This is a genomic window from Gammaproteobacteria bacterium (assembly GCA_022340215.1).
In the GTDB taxonomy this organism is placed as follows: Bacteria; Pseudomonadota; Gammaproteobacteria; order JAJDOJ01; family JAJDOJ01; genus JAJDOJ01.
In genome coordinates this window covers 1-24,903 of the sequence record JAJDOJ010000046.1, presented here as the reverse complement: position 1 = coordinate 24,903, position 24,903 = coordinate 1, and the positions used below count along the sequence as shown (strand labels likewise).

24 protein-coding genes and 1 other RNA gene are annotated in these 24,903 nt (G+C 64.8%); 5 read left to right on the top strand and 20 right to left on the bottom strand.

Features of this window, described 5'->3' with window-relative positions; all coding sequences use genetic code 11:
• Positions 1-4: 4 nt before the first annotated feature.
• The 9 genes from mraY to rsmI form a co-directional block, all read right to left on the bottom strand.
• Positions 5-1,087 (bottom strand): phospho-N-acetylmuramoyl-pentapeptide-transferase, encoded by a 1,083-nt coding sequence (gene mraY, locus LJE91_03380; protein ID MCG6867786.1) that lies wholly within the window; start codon positions 1,085-1,087, stop codon positions 5-7.
• Entirely contained in the window at positions 1,077-2,450 is a 1,374-nt protein-coding gene (murF, locus tag LJE91_03375; protein ID MCG6867785.1) for a UDP-N-acetylmuramoyl-tripeptide--D-alanyl-D-alanine ligase, read from the bottom strand. Before murF ends, mraY begins: the two co-directional genes overlap by 11 nt.
• Positions 2,447-3,961 (bottom strand): UDP-N-acetylmuramoyl-L-alanyl-D-glutamate--2,6-diaminopimelate ligase, encoded by a 1,515-nt coding sequence (locus LJE91_03370; GenBank protein MCG6867784.1) that lies wholly within the window; start codon positions 3,959-3,961, stop codon positions 2,447-2,449. Before LJE91_03370 ends, murF begins: the two co-directional genes overlap by 4 nt.
• Entirely contained in the window at positions 3,958-5,670 is a 1,713-nt protein-coding gene (locus LJE91_03365) for a penicillin-binding protein 2 (protein MCG6867783.1), read from the bottom strand. The genes LJE91_03370 and LJE91_03365 overlap by 4 nt, the downstream gene beginning before the upstream one ends.
• Positions 5,667-5,936 carry a cell division protein FtsL gene (gene ftsL, locus LJE91_03360; GenBank protein MCG6867782.1) on the bottom strand — a complete coding sequence of 90 codons (270 nt, stop codon included), beginning with the start codon at positions 5,934-5,936 and terminating at the stop codon, positions 5,667-5,669. The genes LJE91_03365 and ftsL overlap by 4 nt, the downstream gene beginning before the upstream one ends.
• On the bottom strand, positions 5,933-6,874 hold the full coding sequence (rsmH, locus tag LJE91_03355; protein ID MCG6867781.1) for a 16S rRNA (cytosine(1402)-N(4))-methyltransferase RsmH: 942 nt from the start codon (positions 6,872-6,874) through the stop codon (positions 5,933-5,935). The genes ftsL and rsmH overlap by 4 nt, the downstream gene beginning before the upstream one ends.
• A 21-nt stretch (positions 6,875-6,895) precedes the next feature.
• Positions 6,896-7,354, bottom strand: a complete 459-nt coding sequence (gene mraZ / locus LJE91_03350) for a division/cell wall cluster transcriptional repressor MraZ (GenBank protein MCG6867780.1) — start codon at positions 7,352-7,354, stop codon at positions 6,896-6,898.
• A 318-nt stretch (positions 7,355-7,672) separates the two neighbouring features.
• Positions 7,673-8,070, bottom strand: an RNA gene (rnpB, locus tag LJE91_03345) — RNase P RNA component class A.
• Positions 8,071-8,108: 38 nt separating this feature from the next.
• A complete protein-coding gene (rsmI, locus tag LJE91_03340) occupies positions 8,109-8,972 on the bottom strand; it encodes a 16S rRNA (cytidine(1402)-2'-O)-methyltransferase (protein ID MCG6867779.1) in 864 nt (287 codons plus the stop codon).
• A gap of 90 nt (positions 8,973-9,062) precedes the next feature.
• Between rsmI and LJE91_03335 the strand changes: the two genes are divergently transcribed.
• The 4 genes from LJE91_03335 to LJE91_03320 all read left to right on the top strand — a co-directional run bounded on the left by LJE91_03335 (position 9,063) and on the right by LJE91_03320 (position 13,438).
• Entirely contained in the window at positions 9,063-10,967 is a 1,905-nt protein-coding gene (locus LJE91_03335) for a penicillin-binding protein activator (GenBank protein MCG6867778.1), read from the top strand.
• Positions 10,964-11,317: a YraN family protein gene (locus LJE91_03330; GenBank protein MCG6867777.1), complete on the top strand. Its 354-nt coding sequence runs from the start codon at positions 10,964-10,966 to the stop codon at positions 11,315-11,317. The genes LJE91_03335 and LJE91_03330 overlap by 4 nt, the downstream gene beginning before the upstream one ends.
• 78 nt (positions 11,318-11,395) lie before the next feature.
• A complete protein-coding gene (locus LJE91_03325; protein MCG6867776.1) occupies positions 11,396-11,983 on the top strand; it encodes a phosphoheptose isomerase in 588 nt (195 codons plus the stop codon).
• 36 nt (positions 11,984-12,019) lie between these two features.
• Positions 12,020-13,438 (top strand): FAD-binding protein, encoded by a 1,419-nt coding sequence (locus LJE91_03320; protein ID MCG6867775.1) that lies wholly within the window; start codon positions 12,020-12,022, stop codon positions 13,436-13,438.
• A 110-nt stretch (positions 13,439-13,548) separates the two neighbouring features.
• Here the strand turns inward: LJE91_03320 and LJE91_03315 are convergent, their stop codons facing one another.
• The 6 genes from LJE91_03315 to LJE91_03290 all read right to left on the bottom strand — a co-directional run bounded on the left by LJE91_03315 (position 13,549) and on the right by LJE91_03290 (position 18,663).
• The gene (locus tag LJE91_03315; protein MCG6867774.1) at positions 13,549-13,929 is read right to left on the bottom strand and encodes a ClpXP protease specificity-enhancing factor; all 381 of its coding nucleotides are present in this window, start codon (positions 13,927-13,929) and stop codon (positions 13,549-13,551) included.
• A gap of 76 nt (positions 13,930-14,005) precedes the next feature.
• The gene (locus LJE91_03310; GenBank protein MCG6867773.1) at positions 14,006-14,626 is read right to left on the bottom strand and encodes a glutathione S-transferase N-terminal domain-containing protein; all 621 of its coding nucleotides are present in this window, start codon (positions 14,624-14,626) and stop codon (positions 14,006-14,008) included.
• A gap of 232 nt (positions 14,627-14,858) precedes the next feature.
• Positions 14,859-15,623, bottom strand: coding sequence for a cytochrome c1 (locus LJE91_03305; GenBank protein MCG6867772.1), 765 nt, complete (start codon positions 15,621-15,623; stop codon positions 14,859-14,861).
• Complete coding sequence (locus tag LJE91_03300) at positions 15,620-17,011, bottom strand: cytochrome bc complex cytochrome b subunit (protein MCG6867771.1); 1,392 nt, start codon at positions 17,009-17,011, stop codon at positions 15,620-15,622. The genes LJE91_03305 and LJE91_03300 overlap by 4 nt, the downstream gene beginning before the upstream one ends.
• Positions 17,011-17,607 (bottom strand): ubiquinol-cytochrome c reductase iron-sulfur subunit, encoded by a 597-nt coding sequence (gene petA, locus LJE91_03295; GenBank protein ID MCG6867770.1) that lies wholly within the window; start codon positions 17,605-17,607, stop codon positions 17,011-17,013. Before petA ends, LJE91_03300 begins: the two co-directional genes overlap by 1 nt.
• A gap of 297 nt (positions 17,608-17,904) precedes the next feature.
• Entirely contained in the window at positions 17,905-18,663 is a 759-nt protein-coding gene (locus LJE91_03290) for a Nif3-like dinuclear metal center hexameric protein (GenBank protein MCG6867769.1), read from the bottom strand.
• 100 nt (positions 18,664-18,763) lie between these two features.
• On the opposite strand from LJE91_03290, the gene LJE91_03285 reads away from it, so the two are divergent.
• Positions 18,764-19,918 (top strand): trypsin-like peptidase domain-containing protein, encoded by a 1,155-nt coding sequence (locus LJE91_03285; protein ID MCG6867768.1) that lies wholly within the window; start codon positions 18,764-18,766, stop codon positions 19,916-19,918.
• Between the two features lie 323 nt (positions 19,919-20,241).
• On the opposite strand, the gene hisC is transcribed toward LJE91_03285, so the two are convergent.
• The 5 genes from hisC to LJE91_03260 all read right to left on the bottom strand — a co-directional run.
• Complete coding sequence (hisC, locus tag LJE91_03280) at positions 20,242-21,318, bottom strand: histidinol-phosphate transaminase (protein ID MCG6867767.1); 1,077 nt, start codon at positions 21,316-21,318, stop codon at positions 20,242-20,244.
• Between the two features lie 91 nt (positions 21,319-21,409).
• Entirely contained in the window at positions 21,410-22,726 is a 1,317-nt protein-coding gene (hisD, locus tag LJE91_03275) for a histidinol dehydrogenase (GenBank protein ID MCG6867766.1), read from the bottom strand.
• Positions 22,723-23,796 carry a 3-deoxy-7-phosphoheptulonate synthase AroG gene (gene aroG, locus LJE91_03270; protein MCG6867765.1) on the bottom strand — a complete coding sequence of 358 codons (1,074 nt, stop codon included), beginning with the start codon at positions 23,794-23,796 and terminating at the stop codon, positions 22,723-22,725. Before aroG ends, hisD begins: the two co-directional genes overlap by 4 nt.
• 146 nt (positions 23,797-23,942) lie before the next feature.
• On the bottom strand, positions 23,943-24,593 hold the full coding sequence (hisG, locus tag LJE91_03265) for an ATP phosphoribosyltransferase (protein ID MCG6867764.1): 651 nt from the start codon (positions 24,591-24,593) through the stop codon (positions 23,943-23,945).
• Positions 24,594-24,639: 46 nt separating this feature from the next.
• Positions 24,640-24,903: UDP-N-acetylglucosamine 1-carboxyvinyltransferase (locus LJE91_03260; protein ID MCG6867763.1), on the bottom strand; the 264-nt coding region annotated here is incomplete at its 5' end.

Genomic DNA, 24,903 nt, shown 5'->3' with positions numbered 1-24,903 from the left:
CTCCTCACCGGACCTTCAGGGTCGCCAGTCCGATCAGGACCAGGATCACGGTGATGATCCAGAACCGGACGATGACGCGCGGCTCCGGCCAGCCGTGAAGCTCGAAGTGATGATGCAGGGGGGCCATGCGGAAGATCCGCCTGCCGGTCAGCTTGAAGGAGGCCACCTGCAGGATCACCGACACCGTTTCCATCACGAATACGCCACCCATGATCACCAGCACCAATTCCTGGCGCACGATGACCGCGACCAGCCCGAGTGCGGCACCGATAGCCAGGGCACCGACGTCCCCCATGAACACCTGCGCCGGATAGGCGTTGAACCAAAGGAAGCCGAGTCCCGCGCCGACCAGCGCGCCGCAGAAGATGACTAGCTCTCCCGCGCCGGGAATCGACGGGATCTGCAGATAGGCGGCAAAGTTCGAATGTCCGCTCGCATAGGCGAACACGCCCAGCGCGCCGGCCACCAGCACCGTCGGTAAGATTGCGAGTCCGTCCAGGCCGTCGGTCAGGTTGACGGCGTTGCTCGAACCGACGACCACGAACCAGGCCAGCGGGACGTAGAACCAGTCGAGATCGATTTCAACCTGCTTGAAAAAGGGCACGATCAGCTCGGTCTCGACCGCCAGCGAGGCGGTCGCGTACAGGCTCACGACCCCGACCAGGGCCACCACGGATTGCCAGAAAAACTTCGAGCGTGCGGACAGTCCCCGGCTGTTCCCGTAGCGCAGCTTGAGATAGTCGTCGACGCCTCCGATCAGGCCGAACAGCAGCGTGACCAGCAGGGTAATCCACAGGTAGCGACTGCCCAGATCCCCCCAGAGCAGTGTGCTCACCGCCACGGCGACGAGGATCAACGCCCCGCCCATGGTCGGTGTCCCGGCCTTCGTCAGGTGGCTGCTCGGTCCGTCTTCGCGGATCTGCTGACCGATATTGAGGTTGGTCAGACGCCGGATCATCGTCGGGCCAACGAGCAACGAGATGATCAGCGCGGTCAGCACGCCCAGGATGCCGCGCAGTGTGATGTACTGAAAGACGTTGAACACGCTGTGGTACTGCTGCAGGGACTCGGACAGGCTAAGCAGCATCTTCTGCCCCCTGGTCGGATTCGTCCCCGACCACGGCCTGGGTCAGCACCGCCACTACGTTCTCCAGGTGCATGGCGCGTGACCCCTTGACCAGCACGCGAACCCCGGACCGCAGCTCCGCGGCGGCAGCCGCGGCGAGCGCCCCCGCATCGTCGAAATGGCGGGCGCCGGCACCGAAAGCGGTAACCGCGCCCAGGCTCAACGGACCCACGCCGTATAGCCGCGTCACGCCGCAACGGCGCGCGAGTTCCCCGGCCTGACGGTGGAGTCCGTTCGCCTCGCTCCCCAGTTCCCCCATGTCGCCCAGGACCAGCCAGGTCTCCCCGCCAAGGTCAGACACGACCGCCAGGGCGGCGGCAAGCGATGCCGGGTTGGCGTTGTAGGTATCGTCGATGATCTCCGCACCCGCGACCCCCGCACGGGTGTTCAACCGCCCCGAGACCGGTCTCACCCGCTCGAGTCCCCGCGCAATCTGCTCTGTGCTAGCCCCCGCGGCGAGTGAAAGTGCCGCGGCGGCCAGCGCGTTCATGGCGTTGTGACGGCCGTTCAGCGGCACCCGGATCTCGACACCGCCGAGCGGTGTGCGGACCGACAGCGGTGTGCCTGGCTTCCACGACCCTGCAACGTCAGCCGCGGTGTCTAGGCCGAAGGTGATGCACTTGCGCCCCGGGTTCAATCCCGTCCAATAGTCGCAGAAGCGGTCGTCGGCGTTGATGACGGCGATACCGCCGATCCGCAGGCCCGAGAAGATCTCGCCCTTGGCCCGTGCGACCCCCTCGAGATCGCCGAAACCCTCGAGGTGGGCCGGTCCCGCATTGTTCACCAGTGCGGCGTCGGGTGCGGCGAGCGCACCGAGGGCCTGAATCTCTCCGGGATGGTTGGCACCCAGCTCGACCACGGCGAACCGGTGCGCCGGCCTGAGCGATAGCAGGGTGAGCGGTACGCCGATATGGTTGTTGAGGTTTCCCCGCGTCGCGAGGACCCCACCGGCCTGGCGCAGTATCGAGGCGGTCATCTCCTTGACCGTCGTCTTGCCGTTACTGCCCGTCAGGGCAACGACACGCGTATCCAGGCGGTTGCGCCAGGCGGCGGCCATGCGGATAAGCGCCGCAAGCGTGTCGTCGACGACGATCTGGGGGGTCTTCCCCGAGAGGCGCCGATCGACCAACACCCCGGCCGCGTTCGAGGCGGCGCCCGCCTCGATCAGGGCGTGCGCGTCGAAATTCGGGCCGCGCAGCGCGGCGAACAACTGCCCCGGCACAAGCCTGCGGGTATCGGTCGAGACCGACCCCACCGGGACGTCGTCACCGATCAGACGTCCACCGGCCATCTCCGCCAGTTCGCCGAGTCGCAGCCAGCTCACGGCGCCGCCACCCCGAGGTGGCGCGTAACGATCTCCCGGTCGCTGAAGTCCACCGGCCCCGAGGCACCGGTTTGGGTGGTCTCGTGCCCCTTCCCGGCGACCAGAACGGCATCGCCCGGGCGCGACGCGTCGACCGCGGCGCGAATCGCCGCGCCCCTGTCATGCTCGACCCGCACCCGGTCCGGGCGAGTCATTCCCAAAAGGATCTCGCTGGCGATACCGGCCGGGGCTTCGGATCTCGGATTGTCGTCCGTGACGATGACGACATCGGCTCCCCGCTCGGCCGCAGCCCCCATCATTGGCCGCTTGCCGCGATCCCGGTCACCCCCGCAGCCGAACACGCAGGTTAACCTCCCCGTTACGTGCTCGCGCAAGGCGGCCAGTGCGTTTCGCAGCGCCGCGTCCGTATGCGCGAAGTCCACGACGACCAGCGGCCGGTCCGCGCCGCCGAAGGGCTCCATTCGCCCCGGGACAGTCCGGGTGCGCGCAAGCCGGGACAGGGCAGCGCTTAGCGGTACATCGAATCGAAGCAACACGACCAGCGCGCACAGGAGATTGTATGCGTTGAACCGGCCGAGCAGCCGGCTGTCGATGCGGCCCGTACCAAGTGGCGTCGTCACTTCCACACGCAGGCCCTCGGGACGGGGCTCGACCCGGGTCGCCTCGACGATCTCCAGCCCGGGCAGGCGCGCGCCTGCCAGCGTCACCCCGGTGCGACGCACTCCGTGCCGCAGCCCGCCTGCCAGGGCACGCCCGAAATCGTCGTCGAGGTTCAGTACCGCATCGCGAAGCCCCGGGGTCGAGAACAGCTTCTCCTTGGCCGCCCCGTACGCATCCAGGTCGCCATGGTAGTCGAGATGATCGCGACTCAGGTTGGTCAGAACCGCCAGGTCGAAAGCGACCCCCGCGACCCGTTCCTGGTCCAGCGCGTGCGAGGACACCTCCATCGCGACGCTGGATGCCCCACGGCTGCGGAACTCACGCAGAACACGCTGCAGGGTCACGGCATCTGGCGTGGTGTGCGAACCGGGTTCGAGTTCGCCGTAGAACCCGTATCCCAGAGTGCCGACCACCGCACAGCGATCATGCCCGGCATGCAGCGCCTGAGCGACGAACTGGCTCACCGAGGTCTTGCCGTCGGTCCCGGTGACGCCCACGACGTTCATCTCCCCGGAGGGATGGGAATAGTACCGGTCGGCGATTTCACCTACCCTGTGCCTCAACCCGGGAACCGGCACCAGCGGTATTCGCGCCAGGATGGCCGGCGGGACGATATCCGGCGCCGGTTCCCAGGCCACCGCCGAAGCACCGCGCGAGATCGCCTCGTCCAGGTGGAGCAGACCGTGGCTCCGCCTCCCGGCACAGGCAAGAAACAGATCGCCCTGCCGCAGCAGGCGGCTGTCCATCGCCAGCCCCGCGATCGGTATGTCACCCGCCGGCGCCACCTCCGCCACACCGTGCAGCAGCGCGGACAGACCCCAGACGGGCTCCGATCGTGCGGCCGGCATCATGCCCGGCCCCCCGGTTCGTCTCCGCTCGCCTGGACGGGCGCTGGGCGGTCGGGGTTGATATTCATCAGTCTAAGTGCGCCGGACATCACGCGGGAAAACACCGGCGCGGCAATCTGGCCACCGTAGTGCCCGCCGCGCTCCGGTTCGTCGATGACGACCACGATGACGAGCCGGGGGTCGCTGGCGGGCGCCATGCCCGCGAAGGCGGAGACGTACCGGTGCTTGGCGTAGCCGCCGGCCGCGGGTTTGTGGATCGTGCCGGTCTTGCCGGCGACACGGTAACCCTCCACCGACGCTTTCACCGCGGTACCGCTAGGGCTGACCACACCCTCCAGCATGCCGCGTATTGTCCTGGCTGTCTCGGCGGGGAGCACGCGCTCTCCGAGTTCGGGCTCGTCACGGGGGAGAAACGAGACCGAGACCAGCCGGCCATCATTGGCCAGGACACCATAGGCCCGCGCCAGTTGCAGCGGCGTCACCGACAGACCGTAACCGAACGAGAGCGTCGCGCGTTCGACGTCCCGCCACTGCGATGGATTGCCGAGCACGCCGGCCGCCTCGCCGACGAACCCGGACCCGGTCGAGGCACCGAATCCCACCCGGCTGAACATACTCCACAGCCGCTCAGGCGCCACCGACATACCGATCTTGCAAGCCCCCACGTTGCTGGAATGCATCAGGACCCCGGCCGGCGTCAAGGAACCGTAGTTGTGCGTATCCTGGATCGTATAGCCGCTTACCATGTGCCATCCTGGCGCGGTGTCGATGACGGAATCGACCCTGAGCTTGCCAGATTCCAGGGCCGCCGCCACGGTGAACGGCTTGATGGTTGACCCCGGCTCGAAGACATCGGTCACGGCCCGGTTGCGGGTGTACCCCGGGTCACGCTCATCCCGGTTGTTGGGATTGATCGAGGGCTGGTTCACCATCGCCAGCACCTCCCCCGTTTCGGGATCCAGCACGACGACACTGCCCGAACGCGCCCCGTGGCGCTGCACGGCCGCCTTCAGTTCCCGATAGGCGAGGTACTGTATACGGCGGTCGAGGCTCAACGCCAAGTCACGGCCCGGCTTCGGCGGGCGGATCTGCTCGACATCCTCGATGGTCCGGCCCAGGCGGTCGCGAATCACGCGCTTGGCCCCCGGCTGCCCCTGCAGCCAGTCATCGAAGACCAGCTCGATCCCCTCCAGACCGCGATCGTCGATGTCGGTAAACCCGAGTACGTGTGCCGTCACCTCGGAGGCCGGGTAGTAGCGGCGATACTCGCGCTGGATATGGATGCCGGGCACGCCGAGCGACTCGACCCGCGAGGCCAGGTCCGGGTTGACGTGCCGCCTGAGATAGACAAATTCCCTGTCCTCGCGACCCGCCAATCTCCCCCGGACCTCTCCCTTGCCAAGTCCCAGCAGCGTCTCCACCCCCACGATCCCCTGGGGGTCGGACAATAGCTCGACCGGGTTCGCCCAGACCGAGTCCACGGGGGTGCTGACGGCAAGCGGATCGCCATGTCTGTCCGTGATCATTCCCCGGTGCGCCGGGATGCCCGCCACCCGCAGGTGCCGCGCCTCGCCCTCGCCGCGAAGAAAGTCCTCCTCGAAATACTGCAACTGCACGGCGCGCGCTGCGAGCCCTACCATCCCGGCGAGCAGAACGGACAGCACCAGCATCCTGCGCCACGTTACCGACACCCTGTCGTTGCGATGGTTCACTTGCTCACGATCACCGTCGTTTCCGGCCCCGGGCTGCGCATCCTCAGCTGTCTGAGGGCCTTGGCCTCTATCCTGCCGTGCGTGGCCAGGCTGCTTTCCTCCAGGCGGAGCCTGCCCCACTCGATCGCCAGCTCGTCGGCCATCGACTGCTGCTGCTGGAGCTGGGCGAAGAGCTTCCTGCTCTCGTGCTTGCAGTACACCACCGACACGGCGCTGGCGATGACCAGGCCGAGGAGCACACTGGGGATCAGCAGCGCCTGCCTCATGCCAGCACCTCCGCGACGCGCATCAGCGCGCTGCGGGCCCTCGGATTGGCGTGACATTCCACCTCCGAGGGCCGGATGAGTTTGCCGACCGCGCGCAGCTTCGGCCGGGCGCCCGGCGCTTTCACCGGCAGGCGACGCGGCGCCTGCGGCACCCGGGCATTCGCCCTGATGAATCGCTTGACGAGACGATCTTCCAGCGAATGGAAACAGATAACGACCAGACGACCGCCCGCCCTGAGGACATCCAGACTCTGCTCCAACCCCGCCTTCAGGGCATCGAGTTCCCGGTTGATGAGGATGCGAAGGGCCTGGAAGGTACGGGTGGCCGGATGCTTGCTTCGCTCGCGGTGCGGAACCGCCCCGTCCACCAGACTGGCGAGATCCCCGGTGGTCTCTAACGGTGCCTCGCTTCGGGCGGCGACGATGGCCCTGGCGATGCGTCGCGCATACCGCTCCTCGCCGTCACGCCACAGCACTTGCGCGATCTCCCGCTCGTCCGCTTGCCGCAGCCACGCGGCCGCCGATGGACCCTCGTCGGGATCCATGCGCATGTCCAACGGCCCGTCTTCCATAAAGCTGAAGCCGCGTGCGGGGTCGTCCAGTTGCGGGGAGGAGACCCCGATATCCAGCAACAGGCCGTCAACTAGACCGGTAATACCCCAGCCCTCACAGAACCTCGCCAAGGCCCCGAACGACCCGCGTTCGATCCGGAACCGACCCTCGTCTCCGAGGAGAAGTCCAGCGGCCTGTACCGCCTCGGGATCGCGGTCGAGCGCGTAAAGCGCGCCCTTGGGTCCGAGCCTGCCGAGAATCGCTCTGGCGTGCCCCCCGCGCCCGAAGGTGCCGTCCACGTAGATACCGTCCTGACACACGGACAGCGCCTCGATCGCTTCTCGAAGCAATACCGGCTCGTGGCGGCCTATCTTCAGATCGCTCATAGCGTCATATTGAACATGGCGTCATATTGAAAGGGAATCGAGTGCATCGCCGCCCGCGGCCAGGGCATCCGGGTCTTCCAGAACGCCGTTACAGAGGTGTTCCCAACGCTGCTCGTCCCAGAGTTCGAACTTGTTGCCCTGCGCGACCAGCACGGCCTGGCCGTCGAGCTTCGCCGTCTCCCTCATGTCGGCGGGGATCAGAAGACGCCCCTGACCATCGAGATCCCGGTCCATGGCGTTGCCGAGCAGAAAGCGCTGGAGATTTCGGACCGCGGGCTTGCTATTCGGGAGCTTTCTCACGTGCTCCTCGACGATTTCCCATTCCGGCAGCGGATAGATCAGCAGGCAACCGTCCCAGTGAGTCGTCACGACGAGACGCCCCCCGCACCCTTCCATCTCCATCAACCGTTTGCGGTAGCTGGATGGAATGGCGACGCGGCCTTTCTCGTCGATACTGAGTTTCGCCTTGCCCCGGAACATCCCCCCTCCCCGGGCGTGGGAAAATCTCCCACTTCTCTCCACCTCCCCCCACAGCTTTCCTCATTTATACCCCAAGATGGAAGGGTGTCAAGGAGACGCCCCGATTTTTTCTTTGCAGACAAGAACTTATGACGCTCTTGCAACAGGTGTTGCAAGAACTACAGAAATAAAGAATCTTTCAGCCCGTTAACCCTGAATGCTGACAAACTACGTGAAGTTGCGTGCCCGTGAAGGGGGCGATGTGAAGCGAAGGTGGGGGAATGTGGGTCAGAACGACGCCGAGCACCGGTCTATCGCGCTCGCTAACGCTGCATTGAGAAGGGGAGCCGGCCTGTAAGCCGGGTTCTGTCGAGAACAGCCATTCATCTGGGACGTGCGTCACCGCACGCCTCATGCGACCTACCCGGGAGCCATGCGGGCCGCACGTGCGCTCCCCTATTTGGTCTTGCTCCGGGTGGGGTTTACCCTGCCGCCGCTGTTACCAGCAGCGCGGTGCGCTCTTACCGCACCATTTCACCCTTGCCTGTCCCCCTTCCGCACGGTGCCGCGAACGGCAGCACACGATCGGGGTCATCGGCGGTATGCTTTCTGCTGCACTTTCCGTGGACTCGCGCCCCCCAGGGATTACCTGGCACCCTGCCCTGCGGAGCCCGGACTTTCCTCCGCACCGCCATCCCGAAGAACGGTTGTGGCACAGCGACTGTTCGGCCGACTCCCGCGAGGAGTCTATCATACCCCCCGATACAGCCCCGGATCAGGGGGCGCTTCCGTTTTCATCCTCCGTTTTCATACGGACTGCGATGGCATACAGCGAATTGCGGGGCAGACCCGTCAGCTCGACCGCAGCCCTGACCGCGTCACGCACCGGCAGATGGCGCAGCAACACGCCGACGATTTCACGCACCTCGATGTTCAACGCCTCGCTCGGGGCGACCTCGGCACCCGCCAGGACGATGACGATCTCGCCCCGCTGCCGATCGGCGTCCGCCGCGACCCAGTGGGCGAGCTCGTCGAGCCGGCCGCGCCTCACTGTCTCGAAGGTCTTGGTAAGTTCGCGCGCGATCACTGCCGTCCGCCCGTCTCCGAAGCTATCGCGCATGTCCTCGATGCACTCGCACAGGCGCCGTGGCGATTCGTAGAAGACCATCGTGCGCTCCTCGCGCGCCAGGCGATCGAACCACTTGCGGCGGGCCGCCGTTCGCGGCGGCGGAAAACCTTCGAACGCGAACCGGTCCGTCGGCACACCCGCGACACTCAGGGCGGCGACGAATGCGCTCGGGCCGGGGATCGGACAGACACGGAGTTCCGCGTCCCAGGCGGCCGCGACCAGGCGGAAGCCGGGATCGCTGATCAGGGGAGTACCGGCGTCCGAGATCAACGCCACCGATGCCCCTTCCCGAAGTGCGCCGATCAGGCCGGGGGTCCGGTCGCGTTCGTTGTGGTCGTGGAGGCTGACGAGCCGCGCCCGCGCGCCGCAACGCCTCAGCAGGGGTTTGCTGTGCCGCGTGTCCTCCGCGGCAACGATATCCGCGGCGGCGAGCACCCTCACCGCCCGCTCGGTGATGTCGGACAGGTTTCCGATGGGCGTGGCGACCACATAGAGAATGCCTGTCTGGATTGACACCCGTTTGATCAGTCCCGATACTGCCTGAACTTAGACATCTGCCCTGCACGTCGCACCCGCGCGACACGCGATGGAACGTAAAGATTGAGTCCCCTGAAGTTTATCAGCATCATCGCGGCCGCGATCGTTTCGCTCGGATGGCTCATCTCCTGCGCGCCGCAACCGAGCAAGCCAACCACCCCCCCGGAGCAGTTGCGGGCCGAGCAGCTCGCTGCACAGGGAGAACTCGTCGCCGCGGCCGAAATCTACTGGGGACAGGCAGCACTCGCGAAGGGCCCAGTGGCGCGTGAACTGCAGTTGCGTGCGGTGGAAACCCTACTGACCCCCGCAACCCGGGAGGCGGCAGGCTCCTACCTGAATCGGCTCCCCGCTGAAGGTTGGGACGGGGCCCTTCTCGTGCGCCGCAGGATCGCCGAGGCAAGACTGGCCCTGTTGTACGGAAATCCGGACGAGGCACTGGCCATCCTGCCGGAATCGCTTGACACGCTGGCGCCAGAATCGGCTGCGAACCTGGCCGGCGTACGTGCCGAAGCCTATCTCCAAAAGGGGATGACACTGGAAGGTCTCGCGCTGCTGGTTGAGCGCCACAGGATGCCTCTCAACGAGGCGCAACGGCGCTCGAACGACGCGACGATCTGGGGGACCCTCACGGACGCTGGTCCCAGCGAGCTGAACCAGTGGTACCTCGGCACCGACAACGCCCAGGTCGCGGGCTGGGTCGCGCTGGCGCTGATACACAAGCAGCCGGCACCGGACAAGGAGACACTCGCGCAGCGCATCGACCGGTGGAACCAGAGCTACCCAGGGCACCCGGCCGCTCCCGAGTACACCCTGCGTGTCCTTGACGAGTGGGGACGCCTCAGTTTCCGGCCGGCCTCGATCGCCGTGCTGCTGCCCTTTAGCGGTCGGTACGCAGCGGCGGCGGCCGCCATCATGGCCGGGACGCTGACCGCGTACTACGACGACGCGGGTGTCGACACCCCGACAAAGGTGTTGAGAATCTACGACACAGGGGACAAGCCGGAAAGGGTTCCCGCGATCTATCGCCAGGCGGTGAGCGACGGGGCCGATGCCGTCATCGGCCCCCTGGACAAAAAAGGGGTATCCGCGCTGTCGGATTCGGGCGAGCTTCCGGTCGTCGCACTGAGTCTGAACTACCTGGAAGCGGATCGGGAAGCGCCCTCGAACCTCTATCAGTTCGGGCTTCTCCCCGAGGATGAGGCGCGCCAGACCGCGGAACGCATCTCGATTGACGGCAATCTGAATACCATCGTCTTCGTCCCTGCGGGGCGCTGGGGAGGGCGGTTACGAGACAGCTTCCAGTCCCGGTTCGAGGAACTCGGTGGACGCGTCCTGGCGGTGGAAACCTATGACCCGGCACAGCCCGATTTCGCCGCACAGATCCAGCATGCCCTGCTGATCGATCAGAGCAGGCAGCGCCACCGGACCCTGCAGGCGAACCTGCGCCGCAACGTCGCGTTCGAGCCTCGCCGGAGACAAGACGTGGATTCCATCCTGATTGTCGCATCCCCCCGCCAGGCACGTCTGCTGAATCCCCAGTTCCGATTCCACTTCACCGGCGACCTGCCCGTCTATGCGACGTCAAACGTCTATGGCGCGGCCGCGAACAACGCGGATCTGGATCTGAACGGCATCATGTTCGCCGACATGCCACTCACCATCAGTGATGACGAACAGGCCCGGTCGCTGCGCAACAGTCTGGAGGAGACCAGTCCGGACCTGGTGCGCAAGTATCCGCGACTGGTCGGGTTGGGCTTCGATGCCTACGATGTACTGCCTTCCCTGCGATGGCTGGCCGACCGGCCCCATGAAAGGTTTCAGGGGGTCACCGGATCGCTGTCCCTGGACGCCCGCCAGCGAATCTACCGGCAACTCAGTTGGGCTCGGTTCGAGGCGGGCGCACCGGTGTTGATGGCACCGCGCACCGAACCGGCGGCTCCCGTCACCAGCGAAACCGAGAATCCGTGAGGCCACATCTCAAGGCAGGCGCGCAGGCCGAACAATGGGCCTGCGCGTATCTGCAGCGACGTGGCCTGAAACTGCTGGAACGGAACTACCGGTGCCGGATGGGCGAGATCGACATCGTCATGCGGGACGTCGAAACAGTGGTCTTCGTCGAGGTGAGATACCGCAGCAATCCCGTTTTCGGGGGCGCCCTGGCCAGTATCGACGCCCGGAAACAATCCCGGATCCTTGCGGCCGCATCTCACTACGTGCAGCGCCATAAACTAGAGTGCCCCACCCGTGTCGATGTGGTTGGAGTCCGTGACCGCAACCGGATAGACTGGCTTAGCAATGCAATCGAGTCGGCCTGGTAGCATCCGCCGTTCGCGGATTGACGATCGATCGACTTCCCGGACCCGAGCGAGTCCGGCATTCCCGAGGGCCTATCTCCCATGAACGATTCGGCGCGCGTGCTCGAGATCTTTGCCGAAAGTATCGAGACCAAGCAGGCGGCGGGATCCGAACTCTCCGCCACCGTCGCTGAGGGTGCCGGCATGGTCGTCGAGTGCCTGCTCGGCGGGCACAAGATTCTGAGCTGTGGCAATGGCGGTTCGGCAGGGGACGCGCAGCACTTTTCCTCCGAGATGCTCAACCGCTTCGAGCGCGATCGTCCTGGACTTCCAGCCGTCGCGCTGACCACGGACTCGTCGACACTCTCCTCGATCGCCAACGACTACACTTGGGACCTGGTGTTTTCCAAACAGATCGAGGCTCTGGGTCAACCCGGAGACCTGTTGCTCGCCATCACCACGAGCGGCAATTCCGCCAATGTACTGAAGGCGGCGATGGCAGCGCATGGTCGAAATATGCGCGTCATCGCCTTGACCGGTCGCGACGGCGGGGCGCTGGTGGAGCTGCTGAGACCTGACGATCTGGAAATCCGGATTCCCGCCGACTCCACCGCCCGCATTCAGGAGGTCCACCTCCTGATCATTCACTGCCTCTGCGATCTGGTCGACCGGCACCTGCTCGGCGAGTGAACACGTGCCCCGGACTCAGACCATGAGCGAATCCGTATGGGCGCCCTGACCCCGGACCTCCTGGGCCGCCTTCGGGACGCCGCCGGGATGGAAAACGTCATCGCGAGCCCCGAGGACTGCTGGGCCTATGGCTACGACAACAGCCGCCAGCACGCGCTTCCGGAGGCGGTGGCCTTCGCTCGCGATCATGATCAGGTCGCGCGCATCGTCGCGTGCTGCCACCGGGACCGGGTGAGCCTGGTCGTCAGAGGCAGGGGTACCGGCACGACGGGGGCAACCGTGCCGTTGACCGGAGGTCTCGTCCTGTCGATGGAACGGATGGAGCGGATCCTGGAACTGGATCCCGCCAACCGGATCGCCCGCGTGGAACCCGGCGCCATCAACCAGGCAGTCCAGGACGAGGCCGCGCGATACGGTTTTTTCTGGCCACCCGATCCTACGAGCGCTGCGTATTGCACGATCGGGGGCAACCTGGGGTACAACTCAGCGGGTCCGCGCGCCCTCAAGTACGCCACCCCGAGGGAGAACACACTCGGCCTTCGCGCCGTCACCGGCAACGGCACCACGATACGCACCGGCGTGCGCACCACCAAGGGTGTGGTCGGCTACGATCTGACACGCCTGTTGATCGGGTCGGAAGGGACCCTTGCCATCGTCACCGAGGCGACGCTGAAACTCGTTCCGCTGCCTGAGACGATACAGACCCTGCAGGCCGTCTATGCCGACGTCGCAGCCGCAGCCCGGGCCATTTCCAGGATCATGGCACAACCCGCCGTGCCGAGATCCCTTGAATTCATGGATGGAAAAGCGATCGACATGATCCGTGACTTTGCCGAGGTCGATGTCCCGGAGGGCGCCGGCGCACTGCTCATGATCGAGATCGACGGCAGCGAGGCAGCGGTGGCGGCCGCGGCGGATGCCATCATGCGCGCGGGACGGATCGACGGCTGCCTGCGCATGCGGGCGGCCCGAGGTGAGGACGAGATCCGGGAGCTATGGGCGGCCAGAAGGGCGCTCTCGCCGGCGCTGCGCACGATCGCCCCCGAAAAGATCAACGAGGATGTCGTGGTTCCGGTCTCGGCAATTCCCGCCCTGATCGGTGGACTCGGCGAACTGAGCGACAGGCACCGGATCCCGATCGTGAACTTCGGTCATGCGGGCAACGGAAATATTCATGTCAATCTGCTCATAGACCCGGATATCGCCGGCGTCATGGAACGTGCGGAGCGATGCCTTGCCGAGGTTTTTGGTCTGGTGCTGGAGCTCGGCGGAACGCTATCCGGCGAACACGGCGTAGGGATCGCCAAGCGCGACTACATCGAGCGGGAAATTGATGCATCGACACTGGAACTGATGCGACGCATCAAGGCTCAGTTCGACCCACACGGCATCCTCAATCCCGCCAAGATATTTCCCGTCGACGAGCCGTCCAGGATCGGTGCAGGCACAACCTGAAGTGCCTTGAATGTAATTAGGCGATTTCTGTCAAATGACATACCATCCAGAACTCGTAGCCTGGATGGAGCGTAAGCGCAATCCAGGAATGCCCGGCTGCGAGCTGGCCGCTATTTAACAACCTTCAGGTGCGGCCGCGCAGGCGTTTCGGATTCCGGCCCCGATTCGGGTGGCGGCTCGTCGCCGTCCTCACCGAACATCATTCCCTTACCGTTCTCGCGTGCATAAACAGCGAGCACGTTGGAGACGGGGATCTGCATCCGCACGGGTTTCCCGGAGAATCGTGCACTGAACGTGACTTCCCCGTTGCCCAAGGTCAGACCCTGGACTGCAATCGGGCCGACGTTCAGGACGATCTTTCCGTTCTCCACGTACTCGCGCGGCACGATCACGCCTTCGGCTTCCGCATCGACGAGGATATGCGGGGTCATTTCGTTGTCCACGATCCACTCGTACATCGCGCGTATCAGATAGGGACGGCTGGAGGTCATGATCGCTACCGTGGCAGGGCATCGGGATGGCGGGACGCCGATACGAGCACCGGCTGACCGCCCCCGACCGCCATCGTCAGGGATGCATTTCGAGTTCGGCCTCGGAAAGGCTTTCCCGAAAGGAGGGTCGCGCGAACATCCTGTCGGCATATTGCTTGATGGGCTTGGCCTGGGCCGGCAGGTCCACGCCGAAATGCTCCAGCCGCCAGAGTATCGGCGCAACACAGCAGTCGACCAGGGTGAACTCGTCGCTGAGAAAAAACGGTTTCGCCCGGAAGATGTCCACGGAGGACAGCAGACTTTCCCGAAGGACCTTTCGTGCCGCGGAGGCCTTTTTGCCGTCGGTCAGGTCTGCGACCAGGCCATACCAGTCCCGCTCGACATGATAGAGGGCGATACGGGACCGCGCCCTCGAAACCGGATCGACCGGCATCAGTGGCGGATGGGGAAACCGCTCGTCGAGATACTCCATGATGACGCGTGAGTCGTAGAGCACCAAGTCCCTGTCGACCAGGGTCGGAATGGAATTATAGGGATTGAGGTCGGAAAGATCCTCGGGTTTGTCGTCCGGATCGATATAGATCACATCGACCGTGATGTCCTTCTCCGCGATGACGATACGCGTTCGGTGACTTTGCGGACAGGATGGATCGGAAAACAGCGTCATGACCGAACGTCTGTTGGCAACCAGCGCCATTCAACGCCTCCCTTATTGAGATCGATGGAACGAGGGCCCGCCGGGGTTTCATACCGCCTCGTCGCCCCAACGTGAACGATTTCCCGCCTCGGGCCCCGTCACCGGAGAGGGAGCCTGACAGGCGGCCCCGGGGGCACGAACCACTCGTGGACTCGTGGGGACTCCCGTGCCACCGCCAGCGCGGCTCCCTCGTCTGAAGCCCGTGGACCGGTCCGGAACCGGACAACCGGGCTCAGTGGATATCTTTCCAGTATTCCTTCTTGAGCAGGTAGGTGACCACGAACAGCAGCAGAAGAAAGCTCAGCACCCAGACACCGATCTGCTTTCTGACGACCTGCACAGGCTCACTGAGGTACACCATGAAGTTGACGAGATCCAGTACCGCCCTGTCGTACTGATCCGGCGACATCGTTCCCGGCCGGACGAGTTCCAGGACGGGCGCCCCCCCTCCGTGCCCCTGCTCATCACCGTGCCCCCCTTCAGCGGGGGCTTCCGCCTCCTTATGGGCACGCTTCTGCAATCCCTGAAGTTCCCACAGGACGTGAGGCATAGCGGCGTTCTCGAGAACCAGGTTGTTGACGCCGAAGGGTCGGGTGTCATCCAGGTAGAACGACCGCAGATAGGTATACAACCAGTCCGCCCCCTTTGCCCGCGCGGACAGGGTCAGGTCGGGTGGTGCGGTGCCGAACCACTCCTTGGCGTCCTTCGGCCGCATCGCAACCGTCATGTGATCCCGAATGGTGGAATCGGTGAAGATGAAGTTGTCCTCCACCTGCAGCTCCGACAGACCGAGGTCCGTGGCGATCCGGTTGTACCGACTGAAGTTCGCCGAATGGCAACTGAGGCAGTAGTTGAAGAAGTACTTCGCGCCCCGCTGTAGCGACGATCTGTTTTCGACGTCCACGGCGGCATGGTCGAGATGCGCCACGCCGACCGCCGCCACGGCGGCCCCCGCCGGCAATACCGCTGCCAGCAAAATCAGAATAATGCTTCTCATGATGTCACCCTCTCAGGCACCACTTTCTCCTCGTCCAGATTGGTAAACACCGGCAGGAGAAACATGACGACGATGTATGCAGCCGGGACGAACCACCCGGAGAGCACCAGTGACTGGGTCTCGGCACTCACTCGCGTCAGGTCGTAGATCGTCACGATGCCCAGCAGGACGATCGTGGTGACGATGCCTAGCTTCGCACTGCGCTTCGCGCTGCTGAACCACAATGACACGAAGAACAGGAAATAGACCTCGCTGAATCGAACCGCCATCTCACCCAGCTCGGGCGTGGCGGGCTTGGTACCCAGAACGCCGAGTATAATGAACACCAGGGCAAAAACGATCAGGTTGATCTTGTGCAGTACGCTACGGTAGCGCACCGACTTGATCGGGTTCCTGTCGACCCAGGGCAGCACGAAGAGGATAGCGACGGCGAGCCCCATGGCCACGACCCCGCCGAACGGGTCCGGCACCGCACGCAACACGGTATAGAAGGGGGTGAAATACCAGACCGGCGCAATATGCACGGGAGTCGTCAGGGGATCGGCCGGAATGAAATTGGCGTGCTCCAGGAAATAGCCGCCCATCTGCGGTACGAAGAACATGACCAAGGCGAACACGAAGAGGAAGACGACGACGCCGACGATGTCCTTGACCGTGTAGTACGGATGAAACGGGATGCCGTCGAGCGGGATGCCGTCCTCTCCCTTTTTCTTCTTGATCTCGACGCCGTCGGGGTTGTTCGAGCCGACCTCGTGCAGGGCCATGATGTGGGCGATCACGAGGAACACCAGAACCAGCGGAATCGCGCTCACATGCAGCGCGAAGAAGCGGTTCAGTGTGGCGTCGGAGATCACGAAGTCGCCGCGGAGCCACAGGGCCAGGTCGTGCCCGAACCCGGGAATCGCGCCGAAGAGGTTCACGATGACCTGCGCCCCCCAGTAGGACATCTGACCCCAGGGAAGGAGGTATCCCATGAAGGCCTCGGCCATCAATGCCAGGTAGATCACCATACCGAACAGCCAGATCAGTTCGCGGGGCTTCTTGTAAGAGCCGTACAGCAACCCCCGGAACATGTGCAGATAGACGATGATGAAGAAGGCCGAGGCGCCCGTGGAGTGCATGTAGCGGATCAACCACCCCCAGTCCACGTCGCGCATGATGTACTCGACCGAACCGAACGCCAGTTCCGCGTCCGGCTTGTAGTGCATCGTGAGAAAGATTCCGGTAACGATCTGTATCACCAGCACCAGCAGCGCGAGCGAGCCGAAAAAATACCAGAAGTTGAAGTTCTTCGGGGCGTAGTACTCGGCCAGGTGTTCATTCCAGAGTTTGGACAGCGGAAACCGCGCATCCACCCACCCGAGGAGTCCAGTCAGTATCCGTCCCATCACGACACCCCCTCGGCTTCGCCGATGATCAGCCTGGAATCGCTGAGGAATCGGTAGGGCGGCACCTCCAGGTTTATCGGGGCCGGGACACCCTTGAACACGCGCCCCGCCATGTCGAAACGCGATCCGTGGCAGGGGCAGAAGAACCCGCCCATCCAGTCGGGGCCGAGGTCGGGCGGCGCGATCTCCGGGCGAAACGTCGGCGAGCATCCCAGGTGGGTGCAGATACCAACCAGCACGAGGTACTCCGGCTTGATGGAGCGAAACTTGTTTCTGGCGAACTCCGGCGTCTGAGAGGCGACGAGGGAATCCGGATCCCTCAACTTGTCGGTGTCAAGATTCAGACTTTCGAGCATCGCCTCGGTGCGTCTCACGACCCAGACGGGCTTGCCGCGCCACTTGACCCTGATCAGTTGCCCGGGTTCGAGCTGTCCGATATTTGCCTCCACCGGTGCGCCAGCTGCCTGCGCCCTGGCGCTGGGTCGCATCGATGCCACAAACGGCCACGCTGCCGCCACGACGCCGGCGCCGCCAACGACGCTCGCGGTTGTGGTCAGCATGCGGCGTCGGCGCAGATCAACGCCTTGTTCTGCCATTAGAGATCTCCTGCAAGTCAATCAACGAAGAATTCGAATCTGCTCGACGCGGGGGAATCTCACGACGCCTGACAGACCTGAGGGAATCAACCGTCTGCCGGATTCGCGAGCGTCGCCGGCCGGCTGCGGTGCCGCCGGTCGGACCGTGTGTCGAAGCTGTTGCCACCACCTGCCAGAGGGTTGGTGCGGCGGTCTCCCCTTATGCTCGAAAACACCGCGATATTTGCGGCGTCATAATCTGGCAAGGATCGCCGAAACAGCGTTTTGGGTCAAGTGACCAGCAGGCCTGTGTCGTGTTCAGACCGGGTTCGAAATCTCCTCGAACCGATATCGGATCCCGAATTCGCCGCTCAAGTGGGCGCCCAGCGCCTGTACACCGTAGCGCTCCGTCGCGTGATGGCCCGCCGAGAAATAGTGGGTCCCGGACTCCCTGGCCAGGTGGACCGTCTGCTCCGAGATTTCACCACTGATGTAGGCATCCAATCCCTGTTCCACCGCCAGTTCAAGAAACCCCTGCGCCGCGCCGGTGCACCAGCCGATCGAACGGATCGGACCGTCCCGACCCGAGACGTGCAACGGGTCCCGATCGAGTTTCCGCGCCAGCAGTTCCCTGACCGCCACCGGTGACAAGGGTGTGGGAAACCGCCCCTGCAATCCCCGGGTCAGATCCCCGCGGGGGTCGAGGGGTCCCGAGATATCGAGTTCCAGTCGTTCACCCAGGCAGGCGTTGTTGCCGATCCGGGGGTGGGCGTCGAGCGGCAGATGATAGGCGATCAGGCTGAGATCGTGGGACAACAGCAGTTTGAGCCGCTCGCGCATGACCCCGCGCACCCGTGAGTCGCCGCCCTTCCAGAAATAACCGTGGTGGACCAGCAGGGCGTCCGCGCCGTCTCGTACGGCCGCCTCCACCAATGCCCGACTGGCCGTCACGCCGCCCATAACGAATTCAACCTCTGACTGCCCCTCGACCTGCAGGCCGTTGGGTGCGTAGTCCTGGAATCGATCGGCCTCGAGAAAGGCGTCGAGATGGGCGACGATCGCATGCAGAGCGGCCATGGCTCGGGCTCCGGTCCGGGATAGGTGGCGCCCGGGTCATCCGACTGAGGACCCGGCACTGTTCAGGTACACGGCGGTTCCGTGATAGGGTATCAGAATCATGAACATGCAATCCCTTCATGGTCTTCTGATTCGCTCCGCCATTGTCGGGGTCATCGCGGCGCTGGTGGTCCTGTATCTCGTGCCGGACAACGCCCGTATCGGACGTCCCGTCGTGGAAATGGCCTCCTCGATCGGAGAGTCTTCGCTGCCGCTTTCCGGAACCGGCCCCTATTCTTATGCCCACGCGGTGCGGCAAGCCTCGCCGGCCGTGGTCAACGTGTACACAACCAAGACGGTAAACCGGAAGCTGCCCCTGCTGGCCTTCGATCCGACGTTCCGGCGCCTGTTCGAGGACCCCGACACGACCTCCGACGCACGCGTCCAGAACAGCCTGGGCTCGGGCGTGATCGTAAGCCCGCAGGGATATGTCGTGACGAACTACCACGTCATCGAAGGCGCCGACGAGATCTATGTCATGCTCGGTGACGAGCGGAGCGTCACCGCCCGGGTCGTCGGCACGGATCTGGAAACCGACCTCGCCGTGCTCGAACTTGCCGCCAGGGATCTCCCGGCGATCGTCGTCGGGAATTCCGATGGTCTCGAGGTCGGCGACGTGGCACTGGCCATCGGCAACCCCTTCGGGGTGGGCAAGACAGTCACGCAGGGGATCATCAGCGCCACCGGCCGCAGTCAGGTCGGCATCAGCGCGATCGAGAATTTCATCCAGACCGACGCCGCGATCAATCCCGGAAATTCGGGCGGCGCGCTGATCAATGCCAGGGGTGAACTGATCGGCATCAATACCGCGATCTTCTCCAACTCCGGTGGCTCACTCGGGATCGGATTCGCGATTCCAGCGGGTCTGGCGCGCGATGTCATGACCCAGATCATCGAAAACGGCCACGTCGTGCGGGGATGGCTGGGCGTCCAGGCCCAGGACGTCACCGATCAGCTGGCGGAGTCATACGGGTTCGAGGAGACACAGGGCGTGCTGGTCACCGAGGTCATGCGGGGCGGACCGGCCGAAGCCGCCGGTCTGCGCCCGAGTGACATCCTGACACACATGAACGACAAGGAACTGCTGTCCTCGAAGGAGGCCTTCAGACGGATTGCCCGCCACCGGCCCGGCGACGTTGTCACGATCTCTGGGATCCGGCGCGGGACCCCGTTCCGCCAGTCCGTCACTATCGCGGAAAGACCCAAGATCTACTGACCAGGGCCGCCCCCAGGTCCCTGGCGGACTGTCGCGCCTCGATTTCAGTCGAGACACCTTTTCAGCGCGTCGAGGAATGCCGCATTCTCCCCAGAACGTAGGTCGTGGCGCTTCCACGGCTTGCCGGATCCGCTTCGCTTGATCCGACCTACGGTTGTTCCGTGCTTTCAGCGAGTCATGACATCGCGTAGGGTGGAACAAGCGCAGCGGTTCCACCGTCATGGATGTCTGCGGCTCCCAACCGGAAAGTCGGTTGAGAACATGCCGGTGCTCTACCCCTCCACCTGGGCCGGGCCGCCTGCCGGCCTGGGAAGATACGTGGGTCAGGTAAGGCAAGACCGAAGGGCGTCGATAAAGGCTGCATTCTCCTCAGGGGTACCGACCGTCACCCGCAGGCAGTCGTCGAGCAGGGGCTGGGAAGACAGGTTCTTGACCAGCACACCGCGCTTCATCAGGCAGGCGTGAACCGAAGGGCCCCGTGCCGTGGGGAGCCGGAACAGGATGAAATTGGCCTCGCTGGGATAGGGACGCACGCCATCCAGCGCGTCAAGACGCAGCAGCAGTTCGCCGCGGTCCCGGCGGATCTGCTCGGCCTGGCGCTCGAACACCTCCGCATGGTCCAGCGCAAACTCTACGCTTGCCTGGGTCAATGCGTTGATGTTGTAGGGCAATCGAACCTTGTCGAACTCCGCGATCAGTCGCGCGTCTCCCACCGCCAGTCCAAGCCGCAGTCCCGCGAGCCCCATTTTCGACAGGGTCCGCATCACGACGAGGCCACTCGGGGACCCGGCCGTGTCGATCAGCGTGTCGGATGCGAAAGGCGCATAGGCCTCGTCCACCACCACGATCCCGGACGCCCGCTCGACGAGCTCCAGGATCTGCTCGCGGGGCCAGAGGTTGCCCGTTGGGTTGTTGGGACAGGACAGGAATATCACGGCGGGGCGGTATCGATCGATAGCCGCCTGCATCGCCGGCACGTCGAGTTCGAACGACCCCGCCAGCAGGGGCACCTCCTCGAAACGCATCCCAGTGAAGGCGGCGATCATGCGGTACATCACGAAACTCGGCCCAGGGGCCAGCACGACACGACCTTGTTCCGCGACCGCCAGGGCGATGACCTGGATCAGTTCGTCGGAACCGTTGCCGAGAATCACAGCCGTGCCGTCCCGCAGTCCCAGACCCCGGGTGAGCCGCGCGCGGACCCCTTCGGCACCGGGATCCGGGTAGCGGTTGATCGGAACCTCGCGGAGTCGTTCCAGCCAGGGTTGTTCGAGTTCCGGCGGCAGGCGGTAGGGATTCTCCATCGCATCGAGCTTGACCGCGTCCCCGGGGTCCGGGATGTGGTAGGCGTCCAGCCGCCGGATCTCCGGGCGGACCCAGGTCAGGATGTCCTTGTCCATTATCGCTATTCGCTTCCGATCGCCGTCGGGGGTGGTGCGAATTCGCCGGGATCCCTCCCGGTCTCGCTATCGCAGGCAACGGACAAGCGAATCAAGCCGGTTTGACGACGCGATACCCGGCCGATCGTGCGTGCGCGGTCAGCCCCTCGCCATTGGCAAGGATCGCGGCGGTTCGTCCTAGCACATCGGCGCCATCGACCGAGCAACCGATCAGGCTGCTTCGCTTCTGGAAGTCGTAGACCCCCAGCGGGGACGAGAACCGCGCGGTGCCGGAGGTCGGCAGGACGTGATTCGGTCCGGCGCAGTAGTCGCCGATCGCCTCTGCCGTGTGGCGGCCCAGGAAGATCGCACCCGCGTGCCTGACGCCGGCGGCCAGGGCCTGCGGGTCCTCGACGGACAGTTCCAGATGCTCCGGCGCGATCCGGTTGGCGATCGCCATCGCCTCGTCGAGGTCCCTGACGGCGATCAGCGCACCCCGCCTGCCGAGGGACCTGCCGATGATCGCCGCCCTCGGCATATCCTCTAGCAATATCGGGATCCGGGCGGCAACGGCATCGAGGAAGCCTTCGTCCGGGCTCAGCAGAATCGCCTGCGCGTCCTCGTCGTGCTCGGCCTGAGAGAACAGGTCCATGGCGATCCAGTCAGGATCGGTCCTGCCGTCGCAGACCACCAGGATCTCCGATGGCCCGGCGATCATATCGATGCCCACGCGCCCGAAAACGAGGCGTTTCGCGGTCGCCACATAGGCGTTCCCGGGGCCCACGATCTTGTCCACGGACGGGACGGTCTCCGTCCCGTAGGCCAGTGCCGCCACCGCCTGCGCCCCGCCGATGGCAAAGGTTCGATCGACCCCCGCGATCCCGGCCGCGGCAAGCACCAGCTCGTTGACCTCGCCATCGGGTGTCGGCACCACCATGACCACCTCCGGCACGCCTGCCACCTTGGCAGGTATGGCGTTCATCAGTACCGAGGACGGATAGGCCGCCTTTCCGCCGGGGACATAGAGACCGGCCCGATCCAGAGGCCGGACCTGCTGTCCCAGGAGCGTGCCGTCGGCCTCTTCATACTCCCAGGACTCCAGTCGCTGGCGCTCGGCATAGGCGCGGATCCTCGCGGCCGCGACCTCCAGGGCCTCGCGCTGCTCCGCGGAGATGCGTGACACGGCGTCGCGCAGTCGCGGCGCTGCGATCTCGAGGTCCGCCACGCCGTCGGCGTCTACCCGATCGAATCGTCTGGTGTAATCCAGCACCGCGGCGTCACCGCGGGCACGCACGTCGTCCAGGATTCCCCGGACCGTGTGCAGTACCTCGTCACCCGACACCGATTCCCATGCCAGAAGACGGTCGAGCGCCTCGTGGAACCCCGGGGCCCCGGTACTCAGGCGCGCGATTGCGATACCCATCGTCAGGCCGTCAGCCGGCTGGCTGAGGCACGGCGCTTACGCACGGCCTCGGCGAGGTGCTGCAGCACCGGCTCCGTATCGTCCCAGCCGATGCATGCATCTGTGATGCTCTGGCCGTAGGTCAGCTCGACCCCGGGCTTCGCGTCCTGGCGCCCGGCCACGAGGTGGCTTTCCAGCATCGCCCCGATGATCCGGGTTTCTCCCTGCGTCAACTGGGACGCGACATCCTCGGCCACGACGATCTGCCGCTCCGGTTGCTTGCGGCTGTTGGCGTGGCTGCAATCGACCATCACCTGCGCACGCAGTCCCGCGGCCTTGATCCGCTGACATGCGGCATCGATACTCGAGGCATCGTAGTTCGTCTCCCTGCCGCCGCGCAGGATGACATGGCCGTCCTCGTTCCCGGTGGTGGAAAAGATCGCCGAGTGGCCGGCCTTGGTCAGGGACAGGAAATGATGCGGCTGTGAGGCCGAGCGTATCGCGTCGATCGCGACCTGCAGGTCCCCGTCGGTACCGTTCTTGAACCCCACGGGACAGGACAACCCGGAGGCCAGTTCCCGATGCACCTGACTTTCCGTGGTGCGTGCCCCTATGGCCCCCCAGCTGACGAGGTCCGCCACGTACTGCGGGCTGATCAGGTCCAGATATTCGGTGGCCGCGGGCATTCCCTGCGAGTTCAGGTCGAGCAGCAGGCTGCGCGCGTACCGCAGCCCCTTGTTGATCTGGAAGCTGCCGTCCAGTTCGGGATCGTTGATCAACCCCTTCCACCCCACGGTCGTTCGTGGCTTCTCGAAATAGACCCGCATGACGATCTCGAGGTCCACGGCGTACCGGCCCCGCTGGGACTTCAGTCTCGCGGCGTAGTCGCGGGCCGCTTCGGGATCGTGGATCGAGCAGGGTCCGGCGATCACGAGCAGCCGGTCGTCCGGCCCGTGCAGGATATCGTGGATCGCCGAACGCGTCCGCGCGACCGTTTCGGCGGCCGCCTCGCTGATGGGATACTCCTCGTGCAGTTGCACGGGTGTGCTGACTTCGCGGATCTCGCGAATTCTGAGGTCGTCGGTCTGTATCTTCATTCGCTCTACCCGCAGGGCTTCCCTGGCACATCCCGGGTCGGCGCGCCCGGCCGCAAGGGAACATGGGACAAATATGGCAGGCTGCGCTTCGCGGTGCAAACCGCATGCGATCCCCGGGACACCGCACCCGGAGGAAGGGAATGCGGTCAGGATTCCGTCGTTCGGGCCGCTTGCCGGGCGTCGACGGCACGGCGCAGCGACTCGATCAGTCCCCTCAGTTCGGCGTGCTTCGTCTTCATCGAGGCCCTGTTCACGATGAGACGCGAACTGATGTCCGCGATGTGCTCCAACGGCTCCAGCGTGTTCGCACGAAGCGTGTTGCCGGTATCGACCAGGTCGACGATCCGGTCGGCGAGCCCGACCAGCGGAGCGAGTTCCATCGAGCCGTACAGCTTGACGATCTCGACCTGCTGGCCCCTCGCCGCGTACCAGGCGCGCGTCGAGGCGACGTATTTCGTGGCGACCCTCAGGCGCCCCTCGACGGGACCCGCGCCGACCTTGCCCGCGACCATCATCCGGCAGCGCGCGATGCGCAGGTCGAGCGGCTCGTAGATCCCCTCGCCACCGCTCTCCATCAGGACGTCCTTGCCGGCAACACCCAGGTCGGCCGCCCCGTAACGCACGAAGGTCGGCACGTCGGTGGCGCGAATGATGACCAGTTTCACCGCCTCGGCAGCGGTGTCCAGGATCAGTTTGCGGCTCGTGGCGGGATCGTCGAGCGGCAACACGCCGGCCTTCGCCAGCAACGGCAGGGTCTCATCGAGGATCCGACCCTTGGAAAGTGCGATCTTCAACATCGCCGGACCGTCGTCGCCCGCCACGCCCCGGGACCGGAAGCGGACATCAGGAAGGGATCCGCTTGATATTGGCCCCGAGCTGGGCCAGTTTCTCCTCGATGGTCTCGTATCCCCGGTCGATGTGGTAGATCCGGTCGACCACGGTCTCGCCCTCTGCGGCCAGCCCGGCGAGGATCAGGCTGGCCGAGGCACGCAGGTCGGTCGCCATCACCGGCGCCGCGCGCAGACCCGCGACGCCGCGAATGAACGCCGTGTTGCCCCGCACCTGGATGTCCGCTCCCATGCGCTGCATCTCCTGCACGTGCATGAA